The sequence below is a fragment of the Arthrobacter sp. P4_F10 genome, assembly GCF_056401435.1.
Genome location: NZ_JBFUJJ010000032.1, coordinates 21,892 through 34,635, shown reverse-complemented (window position 1 = coordinate 34,635; position 12,744 = coordinate 21,892). Strand labels below are relative to the sequence as shown.

Here is a 12,744-nt window from a genome sequence, read left to right as displayed (position 1 = left end):
GATCATCGTGGGAGACAACATCGGCACTTTCGAGGCCGGACACCTCGCCCTGGTGGGTTCGGGGCTGCCGCACGACTGGGTCAGCGACCTCGAGCCCGGAGAAGTGCTTCAGGGCAGGGACGCCCTCATTCAGTTCGACGGAAAATGGGTTGAGCAGGCTGCCTCGATTCTCCCGGAAATGGCCGAGGTCAAACCCCTGCTGGAACAGTCCTCGCGCGGCATCGAGTTCCTGGGGCGATCAGCCACGGCCGCCGCGGCTTCCCTCGAAGCGATGGGAACTTCCACCGGGTTGCAGCGGCTTCACCATCTCTTTGACGTGTTGGCGATCCTTTCGCGCGCACCGCAGGAGGAACGGCGCTACCTCGCCGACGAATGGTTTCGGCCTCAGCTGGACGGCCAGGGCGCGGCCGTGGTGGACATAGTCCTCGAGTACGTGTTCAGCAATCACGCCGGCAGCGTCAGGATGTCCGAAGCTGCGGCGCTGGTGGGAATGTCGGAGCCCACGTTTTCGAAGTATTTCAAGCGCGCAACCGGCCAGAATTTCAGCGACCTCGTGCGCAAACTTCGTCTGGCCCACGCCCGCCGCCTGCTGGAGCAGAGCGACAAATCCATCTCCGACATCTGCTACGAAGTGGGTTTCACGAACCTTTCCAATTTCAACCGGCATTTCCGCAACGACGCCGGCGAAACTCCCCGGGAGTATCGTCAGCGAGTACAGAACTGACGGTCGCAGCACGGGGTTCTGCATGGTCACACCCCGGCGGGCGTGATCTGGACTCCCTGGCCCGGCGATGGGCATTGGCGGTAGATTGTGGCTGATAGTCGCTGCCGCCGGTTCGACGACGGGTGCGGATAACAGCCAAGCGCCACCGACCTGAAGGAGATCTTCATGGGCAAGCTCACTGTCACCGCTTTTACCACCCTGGACAACGTCGCCGAGGAACCCCAGCTCTGGACAGGCCCGTTCTTCAGCGACGCCACCGCGGCTTTCAATGAACAAGTGCTGGCCGCGGCGGACTCGATGTTGCTCGGCCGGGTCACCTATGACGGATTCGCCGCCTCCTGGCCGTCGCGGTCGGGCGACTTCACCGCCGATAAGTTCAACGCCATGCCGAAGTATGTCGCGTCAACCACCATGGACCACGCGGACTGGAACAACAGCACGATTATCGCCGGCGACATACCCGGCCGGGTCCGCGCGCTTCGCGAACAAGAGAACGTGATCGTTTGGGGAAGCCCGACGCTCGTCAAGACGCTCATGAAGGAGAGCCTCGTCGACGAGTACATTCTGCTGGTCTCCCCCATCGTGCTCGGGCATGGCAAGAAGATGCTGCCGGAGGACGGCACCCGGCACACTCTGCACATCGTCGAACTTGAGCTCCTCGAAGGCGGGATGCTGGCACTCCGGATGGCACCGGCAGCGGTCTGAGTCCTGAGCCCATCGGAAGATAGGCCTAGCTATCCAGTTTGGGTGCTGCGCGGACGTGGGCGCGTTGGCCTTGCCTTCCGATGAGGCCGAGGTATTCGACGGGACCGGCGCTGTGGAGCCGAACCAGCACCGCACCGCCTCCACAGGACACGGACATCACCCACCAGCCGAGGCGACAGCCACTCTCGCGGACATCACCCGGAGCCTGGATTCGGCCGCATGGAGCATCAGGACTAGGGAGGAGATCACGCGCACACTCCTTGGTCCCGGTGGCCGAGCCATTCCGTTGCACGACGTCGTCGTGCAGGCCACCCGACACCCCTGACCTGGCCACTCCGGCGTCGGGAGCCTCCTGTTCCGTCGGCGGCGTTAGTCCCCCGAGCCTGTACCGTCCGGCAGGCTGGCATCTACCGGGAAGGTCATGAACGCCGGCGTCTCGTATGGATGCGCGGACAGCGCGGCGTCGACGACGGCGGCGCGCCGGGAGCGCGGGTAAATCGCCTCGATCCGGGTTTCCGGCACCTCCTCGGGCTCATTGACGGCGCCGATGGTCGGGGTCGCGCCCGGCAGCGGTGTGAAGCGCCCGGTGCCGTCGAGGCTGAACGAGCAGTGCGAGTAGTTGCCCAGCCTGCCCGCCCCGGCGTCGCCAATGGCCTGCCGGACCGCGTGCGCAGCTTCGGTGGGGACGTAGATGACCAGACAATCCATTGGCTCCATGCCAGAAAGTCTGCCACCCCCGTAAAAGTCATGATTAAATTTTGCTGCGGTCTTTGGTGCTCAGGTTCAGTCCCGGGAGTCGCCATCTGGCGGGATGATTGCTGCGGTCCGCGGATGGGCTGGAGCCGTTTCGATCGGACGCTTGTTGGTGGTACTCCAGCTGCTGAGGAAGTCGAGTTGCTCTTGGGCATGGCTTTCCGGTTCAGCAGTGTAGGCAATGAGAGTCAGACCCGTTCCCGGGAACTCCAACGAATCGCCTGTGAGTTCGATGTCCCCGATCAGTGGGTTGTGCAGTGTCTTGCGGGCTGAGCGGTGGAAGCGGACGTTGTGCCGTGCCCAGCGTGTCGAGAATTCCGTGCTTCCAGTGGCAAGGTCACCAATGAGGCTGTTCAATGCCCTGTCGTGCGGGTTGCGTCCTGTTTCGGCGCGGAGGGCGGCGGCGAGATCATCTGCGATCGTGTCCCATTCGAGAAAGAATTCCTGGGAGCGCGGGTCGAGGAACATGAACCGTGCGAGGTTCAGCGGCAGGCTCTCGGGGCTGAGAATGCCGGCGTAGAGGGCGAAGCAGAGGCCGTTGGCGGCGAGGACATCCATGCGTGAGTTGCGGACGTATGCGGGTGTGCCTGTCATGCCGGCCAGGATCCGTTGAACGCTGGGGCGCACTTCTGCACGTGCCCGGCGTGTTCGTGATGCCGGCGCCGGCGTGGCGGCCTTGGCCAGGTCGAGCAGGTGGGCTCGTTCAGCCTCGTCGAGGTGCAGGGCGCCTGCGAGTGACTCGAGGACACTCTCGGAGACTCCCCGCAGGTTCCCCCGTTCGAGCCGGGCGTAGTATTCCGTGCTTACGCCGGTGAGCATGGCCACTTCCTCGCGCTTGAGGCCGGCCACCCTCCTTGTTCCGCCGTAGGCGGGCAGCCCGGCCTGGGCCGGAGTGATGCGCGACCGCCGGCTCATGAGGAACTCGCGGACGTCGTTGTTGTTCTCCATGGCCTCTACGCTACGACGCCCCGGCCCGGCCTGACAGGAACTGGCAGTACACCGCACAGCAGGCACTCCCGCGCGCAGGATATGGCTGGTTTTCTTGAAGGAGTTCAGATCCTTGTCGCCGCGTCCCTGCGACTACGATCCGGCCCCTACCACCCCCAAACAAAGGAAACACCATGAATACCGTCACCCTAAATAACGGCGTCGAGATGCCGATCCTGGGCTTCGGCGTCTTCCAGATCCCCGACCACGAAACCCAGGCCGCCGTCGAGGCCGCCATCGCAGCCGGATACCGCCACCTGGACACGGCGGCCTCCTACGGCAACGAGGCGGCCGTCGGTGCCGCGATCAAGGCCAGCGGCATCGCTCGCGAGGAACTCTTCGTCACCACCAAGCTCTGGATCCAGCACACCCCGACCGGCAGTGTACAAGACGACACCAGGCGTTCGTTCGAAAACTCGCTCCACCGGCTGGGACTGGACTACCTGGATCTGTACCTGATCCACCAGCCGCTCGGGGACTACTACAGCGAGTGGCGGGCCATGCAGGATCTTCACAAGGAAGGCCTGGCCCGCGCGATCGGCGTCTCGAACTTCCACCCCGACCGGCTCGTCGACCTCATCGATCACAACGAGATCGTCCCGGCCGTCAACCAGATCGAGACCCACCCGTTCCACCAGCGCGCCGCCGACCAGGCCCTGATGCGCGAACGGGGCGTCCAGATCGAGTCCTGGGGACCGTTCGCCGAGGGAAAGAACAACCTGTTCACCGATCCGCTCCTCAGCGCCATCGCCGAGGCGCACGGCAAGTCGGTCGCCCAGGTGGTGCTCCGCTGGCTCATCCAGCGCGAGGTCGTCGTCATCCCCAAATCAGTCCGGCCCGAGCGGATGGCCCAGAACCTCGATGTCTTCAACTTCATTCTCACCGATGCGCAAATGAGCCAGATCGCCACGCTGGACACCGCTGCCAGCCTCTTCTTTGACCACCGCGACCCCGCGATGGTGAGCTGGCTGGGTGGACGCCGGTACAGCTAACCAGAAAACCCGACCGGAAGACCCCTGATGACCACGAACCTACGGACCATGGGCCGGCGCTCCGTCCTGCGTTCGGCTGTCGCCGGTTTCGGTGCTGCCATGATCACCGCCGGAACGTCCGGCTGCGCCCCCAAAGAACGGAACATTCCCATGCCACAAAGCAGTCCAGGACCCCGCCCCGACGGCAGGCAGATCCTGCTCGCCTATTTCTCACGGGCCGGGGAGAACTACCACTACGGCGGCCGCACCGACCTCGACGTCGGCAACACCGAGGTCCTGGTCGGAATGATCCGCACGCGCATCACATGCGATGTCCACCGCATCGAAGCCGCCGACCCCTACGCCGCGGACTACGACGCAACCGTCGCTCGCAACGTCCGTGAACAGGACGGTGACGCCCGCCCGGCCATCGCCTCCCCGATGCCCTCGATCGACCAGTACGACACCGTGCTCCTGGCCAGCGGGATCTGGAACGTCCGGGCCCCGATGATCATGGCGACGTTCGCCGAGAGCTACGACTTCACCGGCAAGTCAGTCCATCCGGTTACCACCCACGCCATGAGCGGACTCGGCACCACCGAACGGGACTACGCGAGATCCTGCCCCGGGGCGACCATCGGCGAAGGACTGATATGTAGTTCCGGTTGTCAAGTGGGCATGGATGAGCGGCTCCTGGGTTTTGGTTCCGGAGGCCGCTCATTGTGTGCCGCCGGGTCGTGGTGGGGGTGTGTTGGCGGGTCTTGTGTCGACTGCAGTGTCAGGCTGACATTCGCGGGTTGGTTACCGCATGACGATGTGTTCGGCGGGGAGCGTATCGGTGTCTAGCGTCGAGCGTCGACGGTTGGACCCGCCTGCTCATAGTCCAGCCTCGAGTTGGCTCCGGATGCTTGCCAGCGCATTTCCACCCCGTCCCGGGCGGCAGGTTCGGGTCAGGCCGCGTTCATGCGTTCTCCTTGCTGGAGCGGGGCGGCCAGTGACCAGCACCAGCCGGCGAGCTCCCGGGCGATCGCGGTGTTGGCCTTGACCGGCATTTTGTGGCGTTCATCGAAGTGTTCCCATTTGCGGTGCAGCCGGTGGTTTCCTTCCAGGGCGCGGATGCGTGTTGCCGGGGCGACGAGCTCGAACTGGCGCAGCAGCCGTTCCCCGGGCCGGGCGTAGGGGCGCCGGTGCTGCCAGGCGGCTTCGATGAGGAGTTTGCGGGCGTAGGTGTGCCCGGCCTTGGTGATCGGGCCCTGGTGCCGGGACTGGCCGGAGGATTCCTCGCTGGGGACCATGCCGAGATAGGACCCGATGGTCGAGCCGGTGAAGCGGGTCCAGTCGCCGATCTCCACGGCCAGCCCGAACGCGGTCGTGATGTGGATGCCGCGCAGGCACATCAGCGCATCAATCACCGGGCCGTAACGGCACGCCGCGGCCGTCGCGGTGACCTGTTTGTCGATCCGTGCCAGCTGCGCGGTGAGCAGCTCGGCCTGCTCCACATCGGCCTCGTAGGTGAACTGCAGCGCCTGCTGGTCAAAGTGCTGGCGGTGCAGCCACAGACGGTGTTCCTTCGTCCACCGGGTGTCTTGGGGGTAGCGGATGCCATGGCGCAGCAGGATGGCGTTCACGTGCTGGCGGGCGTGCGCGAGGTCCTTGGCCGTGCCGGAGCGCAGCCGGGACATGCTGCGTGCCCCCGGGGACCGGGTGAAAACCGACCGGCGTGACGCCCGGGTGCTGGCCGAGATGCTCGCCGTCGGCTCGGTCATCGAGGTGCGGATCCCGGACCCGGAGGAAGAAGCGCTGCGGGACCCCGACCGGGTTTGTCCTGGCCCGGTACCTGCGGGCCGCGGGGATCAGCTGCGTCGTTGCGGCGTCCTCGAAGCTCACATCAAGCAGGCGCTGCAGGACCGCCCCGGCGATAATGGCCGACCCGGACGGGCAGGGCCTGATCACACTTCATATCGTCTAGCCGTGCGGGGCGAGGAAGTCCGGGATGCCGGAGCCGCCGTCGAATCCTGGCTTCGCCGTACCAGGCTCCGCGAAAGATAGCTGTACGGGAGCGCACCGTTCTGTGGGCTTTGCGCGCGCGAGCACCACGAGCGGCGCGAAAAGAGGTGAGTGCTCCCGGCGCCCGGGCGCCAGCACCGGCCTATCATGGGGATCACGGAACCGAACGCAACCGGGGGCCGCTTAGCATGACCAACGAACGCGAACGCAATGAAGCGCCAACGGGAAACGTTGCGCTCGTGACCGGCGCAAGCCGAGGGGTAGGCCGTGGCATCGCGCGGGGCCTTCTGGCAGCGGGGTTTCGGGTTTACGGTACGGGCCGCTCGATCGACCAGGCGGACCTGCCGCAGGAGATACGGCGACTGCGCTGCGACCATCTCAACGACGAAGAGACCGCGCGCGTGTTTGAAACGATCCGCTCCGAGAGCGGCCGCCTCGATCTCCTCGTCAATTGCGCCTGGGGCGGCTACGAGAAGATGGTGGAAGGTGGCGCGTTCACGTGGCCTGCGCCGTTTTGGGATCAACCGCCCCATCGCTGGACCGGCATGATGGACGCCGGCGTCCGCGCCGCATTTGTGTGTTCGGCGCACGCGGCCCGCATGATGACTCCGCGGCACCGCGGCTTGATCATCAACATCAGCTTCTGGTCGGCGCAGCGTCACCTCGGCAACACGATCTACGGCATCGCAAAAGCGGCGACAGACAAGATGACGTCCGACATGGCCGTCGAGCTGAAACCGTTCGCTGTTCCGGTAATCTCGCTCTACCCCGGACTGGTTCGAACCGAAGCGGTCGTGGCAGCGGCGAAAAGTGGCGCGTTCGATCTCTCGACCAGCGAAAGCCCAGAATTCATCGGCCGCGTGATCAACGCGCTGTTCCACGATCCGAACCTGATGGCGCGGACCGGTCAGGTGCTTATCGCCGCCGCGGTTGCGAAGGAGTTCGGCGTACTGGACATCGACGGAAGTTCGCCGCCGGCGCTGACGCTTAAGGACATTGGTTTGGAGGGGTAAGCCCCCGAGGATGTGGCACGGTTGGTAGTCTTAGCCGACTATCGCCTTCCACCGGACATCACTTGAGGTGCAATCCATGACCGCGACGACACCCCCTCCGGGCACCGTCCTTCTCGCCGGTGCCACCGGCGATCTCGGCGGACTTATCCTGCGGAATCTGGTCGTCCTCGGGGCCACCGTTCGGGTCCTGACACGACCGGAGACCAACACAGCGCGGATTGCACAGCTGCGCGCCCAGGGCGCCGAGGTGATCCAGGCGGATTACGACGATCCGGACGGCCTCCGAAGGGCGTGCACGGATGTTGATTGCGTGGTCTCCGCGATCAACGGCCTCGACAGCGCCATCTTGGATGGTCAATCGCGCTTGCTGGAGGCGGCGGCCGCGGTGGGTGTCCCCCGTTTCATCCCTTCCGATTTCTCCATCGATTACCGCGGTATCCGGCCCCGAAGCAACCGGAACTTGCAGCTCCGCAGAGACTTCGCACAGAGATTGGACGCAACCGAAATCCAGGCCACATCGATCCTCAACGGCGCCTTCACCGACATGCTCGCCGGGCAGGCGCCAATGATCCTGTTCTCACGGCGCCGTGTGCTGTTCTGGTCCGACCCCGACCAGGTGCTCGACTTCACCACCAAAGACGACACTGCCACGTACACTGCAGCCGCCGCCCTCGACCAGCGGGCTCCCCGTGTCCTCCAGATCGCCGGGGACAAGGTCACGGCAAGGACCCTGGCATCCACCATGACCGACCTGACGGGTACACAATTCCGGCTCCTCTACGCGGGCAGCGTTGGTTCCCTGACTGCTATGAGCAGGGCAGTTAGAGCCCTCATGCCGGCCTCCACCGAGCCGTTCCCGCCGTGGCAGGGCATGCAGTACTTCGCCAGCATGTTCAGTGGCGACGCCAATCTGCGTTACGTCCACAACGACAGGTACGGCAGCCGGAAATGGACCACCGCCCGGGACGTCCTGGAGCAGCACCGCCAGCAGAGCTGACCGTGCGGCAAGGCCGAACGACTGCGCGGCGTACGCCAGATCCCACAGCCGTGTGCTGGGGCCGGCACCATCCCAATCGATGAAGACCCACCTGCTAGTTCTTGCTCGTCCTCGATCATCCCTGCAGGCTACTGGAATGCCGTCCAACGCTGCTGGAAGACTCGACAAGGTCGAGCTGCCCCGGCCCCTCTCTGGCGTCGCCCAGCGTCCATCACACCGGCGAAGTTCCTAGGCGATCGGGCGGACGTTCTGATTTGATCGGAAGAGGTTGATTGGGTCGTATGTGGCTTTGACGGCGGCCAGGCGATCGTAGTTGGCGCCGTAGGCTGCTCTCACGCGCTCCTCCCCCTCCTGGCCCAGGTCGTTGACGTATACCCCGCTCGCGGCAAAGGGCTGCATCGCTTCGAAGAAGGCGCGGGCCCAGCCGATGTGGCGCTCCGTCGCTGCCGGGTCCGACCACTGGGCCAGGATGAGGAGTTCGCTCTGGGACCGGCGATGGGGAAATGCCGTGGCTGCCGGGTCGACCCGGGCGGCCACACCGTGCAGTTGCTGCATTCCGATGCCACTCGCCGCCGAGGGCATCTCGGACGCAAACTGGAGCAGGACATCGACGGCGTCGGCGGTGAAGTCGGTGAAGAAGCTCGATTTCCAGTAGTGGTTCTGGCCCGACGGAAAGTCCGCGTCGTGAGCGCTCTGCAGAACGACGTAGTCCGTTGGGACCACCACATCCAGGGCTGGGCCGAGATCGCGCAGCGGTCGGAGAGCCTGCTCCGCCTCATCGTGCTCGCCGCTCCAGCAGACGCCGACGCCGAAGACAGGGCGCCCCGAGCCGTCGGGCCCCAGGCTGGCCGACATCGAGAGTTCGTCGGGACAAGAGGCGGCGAACCCGGGGTAGAACCGCAGGACCTCCCTCGTCCGTTCGGCCGGGAATGAGAGCGCCCCGGCAAGGACCGGCCCGACGGGATGCAAAACGATACGTGAACGAAGTAACGACGCCGAAGTTGCCGCCGCCTCCCCGGATGGCCCAGTAAAGGTCTGCGTGTTCGCCGGGGCTCACCGTCAGGAGCCTGCCATCGGAAGTCACGATGTCGGCGGCGAGCACGTTGTCGCAGGCGAGCCCGTGCTTGCCGTTGAGCCAGCCGATGCCACCGCCGAGGGTCAGGCCGGCGATGCCGGTAACCGAGACGACTCCGAGCGGCGTGGCTAGGCCGTATGCCTGAGTGGCGACGTCAAGGTCGGCCAGGAGCGCACCCGCTCCAGCCACGGCGACGCGCCGTTCGGCATCGATCCGCACGTTCTTCATGCCAGAGCACTCCAGCATGAGCCCATGGGCGCCGACGGCGTTCCCTGCCACGTTGTGACCGCCGCCCTTGATGGAAACAGGGAGATCGTTTTCCCGGGCGAAGGTCACCGCGCGGCGGATATCTTCGGCGTCAGCAGGGCGGACAATCACGTCCGGACGGCGGTCAATCATCGCGTTGAAGACCTTCCGGGCTTCGTCGTAGCCGAATTCTCCGGGACGGAGCAGCCGGCCACGGAGAGCCGAACTCAAGTCCTCAACGACGGATGGGTCAAGCGACGGTGAGGGGGTCTTGATAGCCACGCCAAGGCACCTTTCTCGATCGAGACCGTCAAGAACGCGCCCCCGCCGGCGTCGTCCTCATTTGACGGTCAGCGAGCCGTGCATGTTGGAGTGGTACGTGCAGTGAAACGCGTATGTGCCCGGCACGGAAGGCGCCTTGAATGTGGCCGTACCGCCGTTTTCCTTGACCTCTACATCGAAGAGTGTCGCATCCTGGTCTGCGGTCACCGTGTGCTCGGCAGTGTCCATGTTCACCACCTTCACCTCAGCACCGGGCGCGACCGAGCCAGGGATCTCGTAGGCGAATTTGCTGATCGTGATTGTCGCGGCGGCGGCGTTTGCCGGCCCTGAAGCGGTAGATCCCGCCGGGGCGGACGGTTCCATCGACATACTGGGAGAGGTCCCGGCCGTCGTGGCAGGGGCCGACGCCGGTGTTCCGCCGCCTCCGGCACAGCCGCTCAGCCCGATCAGGACCGTGGCCAGCACAAGTGCAGTCCGTGTCTTATTGGTTGTCATGATGTGCCGTCCTCGACGCTGGAGGGGGCTGGGAAACAGCCCGGCTTCTTTCCATTCTGCAACCACCACCATCAAAAAGCACCATCAAAAAGCACCCGCCAAATTGCACCGCCAAACCACGGGCCAACAGCGGGACGTCGTCGCCCCCTCAGCCAATCTTTCCGGCGTCTGCCAGCCGGTTGTTGAGCCGGTCCACCTCGTCGAGGACTTCTGTCGCCGCCCAGGCACGGCTGCGCTTTGACTGCGTGACCGGGGTGATGACCCCAGCATTGGAGAGCCTCTGCAGCGCGGCGTAGACGGAGCTTTCGGCGACGCCGGCAATATGGGCAGCGCTGTGGGCCTCGAACACGGGCCGCTCCAGAAGCCACGGAATGATCTTCTCGTCCGCGGATCCCCTGCGTGGCCTGGCCAGCTCCAGCCACATCGCCGGCAGGGCATCGAGTGCGGCCACGGATTCCCGGGCGGCGTCCGAGGTGCGGACCGCGGAACGGGCCAGGTAGAGCACGAACGGATCGGCGTCACCGGAGCGGTAGTTGTTGACGAGGCTGAAATACGTGTCGACGTCGGCGACCATCGCCGACGCGATCGGGGTGACCGTGTTCTTTGTGAGCCCGCGACGCCGGGAAATCGCGCCGATCAAGGCCCGGCCGATCCGGCCATTGCCATCGGTGAAGGGGTGGATGGATTCGAAGTGGGCGTGCGCGATCGCCGCCTGCGCCATGATCGGTACATCGCGGCGGTTGCAGAAGACCATCAGGTCCTCCATCAGGGCCGGCACGAGCTCCGGCGGGGGCGGGACGTGGATGGCCCCGCGCGGCGAATGGTCGCTGCCGCCGATCCAGTTCTGAACGTCCCTGAATTTGCCGGCGTGTGGGCCGTCCATCGGGTCCTCTTTCATGAGCGTGTGATGGGCACCCAGCATTGCCTCCAGCCGGATCTCCCCGGTTCGCCCGGCGTCGTCGATCATCCCTTGTACGGCGTCGGCTGCCGCCACCATGGAGCGGGCGTCATCACTGGCCTTGAGCCCGATCATGGCCCGGGCGTAGTCGTCACGGTTGGCGTTGACGTGCTCGATTTTAGAGGAGGAAACGGCCTCACTGCGGAGAAGGAACCCGCTGATGGCGGCCATCCGGGTGCCGGCCGTGACGTCCAGGGACGCTATGGCAACGGCGGCCTCCTCAAGGGCGACAATGGTCTCGCGCCCCGGATCGAACCAGCTCCGGGCGATCATGGGTGGCAGCGAGACGACAACCTCGGTGAATTCCCGGTCTTCGCGCGGCGGCCGCCCCGACGACTTCCACGGCATCGTCTTGCTGCCGTGCGCGGGCCAACGGGTCATGGATCCTCCGGAAGTCTAAATAGTCACCCTACTATTTAGATTTTAGGGGTCAAACATGAATAGTGCGACGATATGCTGGGGAAACCGCCACCCGCGTCCCGCAACGCGGGATCTTTCCTTCAGCCGGAGTGGGAGGCGACGACGGGAATCTCGGCGGTGGACGTCGCAGCCCAGCTGGCCAGCAGTTTCAGGCGCTCCTCGGTCGCGGAGCCGGGTTCGGCGGTGTAAGCGAACATTGTCCAGCCGGGGTTGGCCGGCAGCTCCATCGCCTCGTACGTGAGTTCGAGATCGCCGACCACGGGGTGATGGATACGTTTGAAGCCGGTTCTGTGAAGCCGAACATTGTGGGCTGCCCAGCGGGTACGGAAGTCCTCGCTGCGCGTCGCAAGCTCCCCGACCAGATCCGAGAGTCCCTTGTCGTGCGGGTCCTGGCCCGCGGAGCTGCGCAGGACGGCGACGATATCGTTGGCGCTCCGCTCCCAGTCGGGAAAGAAGCTCCGGGCCTCCGGATAGAGGAACACGAAGCGGGCGCTGTTGGCGGGCCGGGCACTGCCGGTCAGCAGGGGCGCGTACAGTGCACGGCCGAGCGCGTTGGCGGTGATGAAGTCCATGCGTTCGTTGCGCACCCAGACGGGCGCACCAGTAATGGAGTCCACGAACCGTTGCAGGCTGGGCCGCACCTCCTGCGGCTTCGCCGGACGCCGGCGGCGGGCCGGCCCGGGCTGCGCGGCACGGGCGAGAGCGAACAGGTGCGCGGTCTCGGCTTCGTCCAGCCTCAAGGCGTGCGCAATGGATTCCAGTACTTCATCGGAGACCCCGCTGAGGTTTCCGCGTTCCAAACGCGCGTAGTAGTCGACGCTGACCGAGGCCAGGGTCGCCACCTCCTCGCGGCGCAGCCCCGGGACGCGGCGGTTGCTCCCGACGATCAGATTCACCTGTTCCGGTGTCACTTTCGCGCGGCGCGTGCGCAGGAACTCACTCACATCATTTCGGCTCTCCATGCTTTCAGGCTACGGCCGGTGATGGAAGTGTGGGAGGGCCTGTCAGTACACCTCTCGGCGCGGGAACCGGGGCTGAAGGGTGGTCTGGGAGTGCGTGGACCAGCAGTGACTCCCGCTCCGTGGCTTTCTGCGGTGTTGTTGATAGTGCG

General features: G+C 65.3%; 15 protein-coding genes and 1 pseudogene. 7 read left to right on the top strand and 9 right to left on the bottom strand.

Going from position 1 to position 12,744, the window contains the following annotated elements:
- Positions 1-724: helix-turn-helix domain-containing protein (locus AC1DR1_RS19780; protein ID WP_476993134.1), on the top strand; the 724-nt coding region annotated here is incomplete at its 5' end.
- Between the two features lie 165 nt (positions 725-889).
- Positions 890-1,429 (top strand): dihydrofolate reductase family protein, encoded by a 540-nt coding sequence (locus AC1DR1_RS19775; protein WP_229993294.1) that lies wholly within the window; start codon positions 890-892, stop codon positions 1,427-1,429.
- A 369-nt stretch (positions 1,430-1,798) separates the two neighbouring features.
- On the opposite strand, the gene AC1DR1_RS19770 is transcribed toward AC1DR1_RS19775, so the two are convergent.
- Both AC1DR1_RS19770 and AC1DR1_RS19765 read right to left on the bottom strand, forming a co-directional pair.
- The gene (locus tag AC1DR1_RS19770; RefSeq protein WP_414645446.1) at positions 1,799-2,146 is read right to left on the bottom strand and encodes a YqfO family protein; all 348 of its coding nucleotides are present in this window, start codon (positions 2,144-2,146) and stop codon (positions 1,799-1,801) included.
- Positions 2,147-2,212: 66 nt separating this feature from the next.
- Complete coding sequence (locus AC1DR1_RS19765) at positions 2,213-3,130, bottom strand: helix-turn-helix transcriptional regulator (RefSeq protein WP_229993295.1); 918 nt, start codon at positions 3,128-3,130, stop codon at positions 2,213-2,215.
- A 173-nt stretch (positions 3,131-3,303) separates the two neighbouring features.
- On the opposite strand from AC1DR1_RS19765, the gene AC1DR1_RS19760 reads away from it, so the two are divergent.
- Positions 3,304-4,161, top strand: coding sequence for an aldo/keto reductase (locus tag AC1DR1_RS19760; RefSeq protein ID WP_476993133.1), 858 nt, complete (start codon positions 3,304-3,306; stop codon positions 4,159-4,161).
- Positions 4,162-4,188: 27 nt separating this feature from the next.
- On the top strand, positions 4,189-4,986 hold the full coding sequence (locus AC1DR1_RS19755) for a flavodoxin (protein ID WP_229993297.1): 798 nt from the start codon (positions 4,189-4,191) through the stop codon (positions 4,984-4,986).
- 104 nt (positions 4,987-5,090) lie between these two features.
- Here the strand turns inward: AC1DR1_RS19755 and AC1DR1_RS19750 are convergent, their stop codons facing one another.
- Positions 5,091-5,822 (bottom strand): transposase, encoded by a 732-nt coding sequence (locus AC1DR1_RS19750; RefSeq protein WP_229993298.1) that lies wholly within the window; start codon positions 5,820-5,822, stop codon positions 5,091-5,093.
- Between AC1DR1_RS19750 and AC1DR1_RS19745 the strand changes: the two genes are divergently transcribed.
- The 3 genes from AC1DR1_RS19745 to AC1DR1_RS19735 all read left to right on the top strand — a co-directional run bounded on the left by AC1DR1_RS19745 (position 5,800) and on the right by AC1DR1_RS19735 (position 8,157).
- Positions 5,800-6,189: a hypothetical protein gene (locus tag AC1DR1_RS19745; protein ID WP_229993299.1), complete on the top strand. Its 390-nt coding sequence runs from the start codon at positions 5,800-5,802 to the stop codon at positions 6,187-6,189. The genes AC1DR1_RS19750 and AC1DR1_RS19745 overlap by 23 nt on opposite strands.
- A gap of 146 nt (positions 6,190-6,335) precedes the next feature.
- Positions 6,336-7,160: an SDR family NAD(P)-dependent oxidoreductase gene (locus AC1DR1_RS19740; protein ID WP_229993300.1), complete on the top strand. Its 825-nt coding sequence runs from the start codon at positions 6,336-6,338 to the stop codon at positions 7,158-7,160.
- A gap of 76 nt (positions 7,161-7,236) precedes the next feature.
- Entirely contained in the window at positions 7,237-8,157 is a 921-nt protein-coding gene (locus tag AC1DR1_RS19735; protein WP_229993301.1) for an NmrA family NAD(P)-binding protein, read from the top strand.
- A 9-nt stretch (positions 8,158-8,166) separates the two neighbouring features.
- On the opposite strand, the pseudogene AC1DR1_RS19730 reads toward AC1DR1_RS19735, so the two are convergent.
- The 6 genes and pseudogenes from AC1DR1_RS19730 to AC1DR1_RS19705 form a co-directional block, all read right to left on the bottom strand.
- A pseudogene (locus AC1DR1_RS19730) lies at positions 8,167-8,253 on the bottom strand (aminoglycoside phosphotransferase); the annotation flags it as partial.
- A gap of 132 nt (positions 8,254-8,385) precedes the next feature.
- Positions 8,386-9,012: an FAD-binding oxidoreductase gene (locus tag AC1DR1_RS19725; RefSeq protein WP_229993302.1), complete on the bottom strand. Its 627-nt coding sequence runs from the start codon at positions 9,010-9,012 to the stop codon at positions 8,386-8,388.
- A complete protein-coding gene (locus AC1DR1_RS19720) occupies positions 8,933-9,760 on the bottom strand; it encodes an FAD-binding oxidoreductase (protein ID WP_229993303.1) in 828 nt (275 codons plus the stop codon). The genes AC1DR1_RS19725 and AC1DR1_RS19720 overlap by 80 nt, the downstream gene beginning before the upstream one ends.
- A gap of 57 nt (positions 9,761-9,817) precedes the next feature.
- Positions 9,818-10,255, bottom strand: coding sequence for a cupredoxin domain-containing protein (locus tag AC1DR1_RS19715; RefSeq protein ID WP_229993304.1), 438 nt, complete (start codon positions 10,253-10,255; stop codon positions 9,818-9,820).
- Between the two features lie 148 nt (positions 10,256-10,403).
- Positions 10,404-11,594, bottom strand: a complete 1,191-nt coding sequence (locus tag AC1DR1_RS19710; protein WP_229993305.1) for a Fic family protein — start codon at positions 11,592-11,594, stop codon at positions 10,404-10,406.
- Between the two features lie 119 nt (positions 11,595-11,713).
- A complete protein-coding gene (locus AC1DR1_RS19705; RefSeq protein ID WP_229993306.1) occupies positions 11,714-12,595 on the bottom strand; it encodes a helix-turn-helix transcriptional regulator in 882 nt (293 codons plus the stop codon).
- Positions 12,596-12,744: the final 149 nt, after the last annotated feature.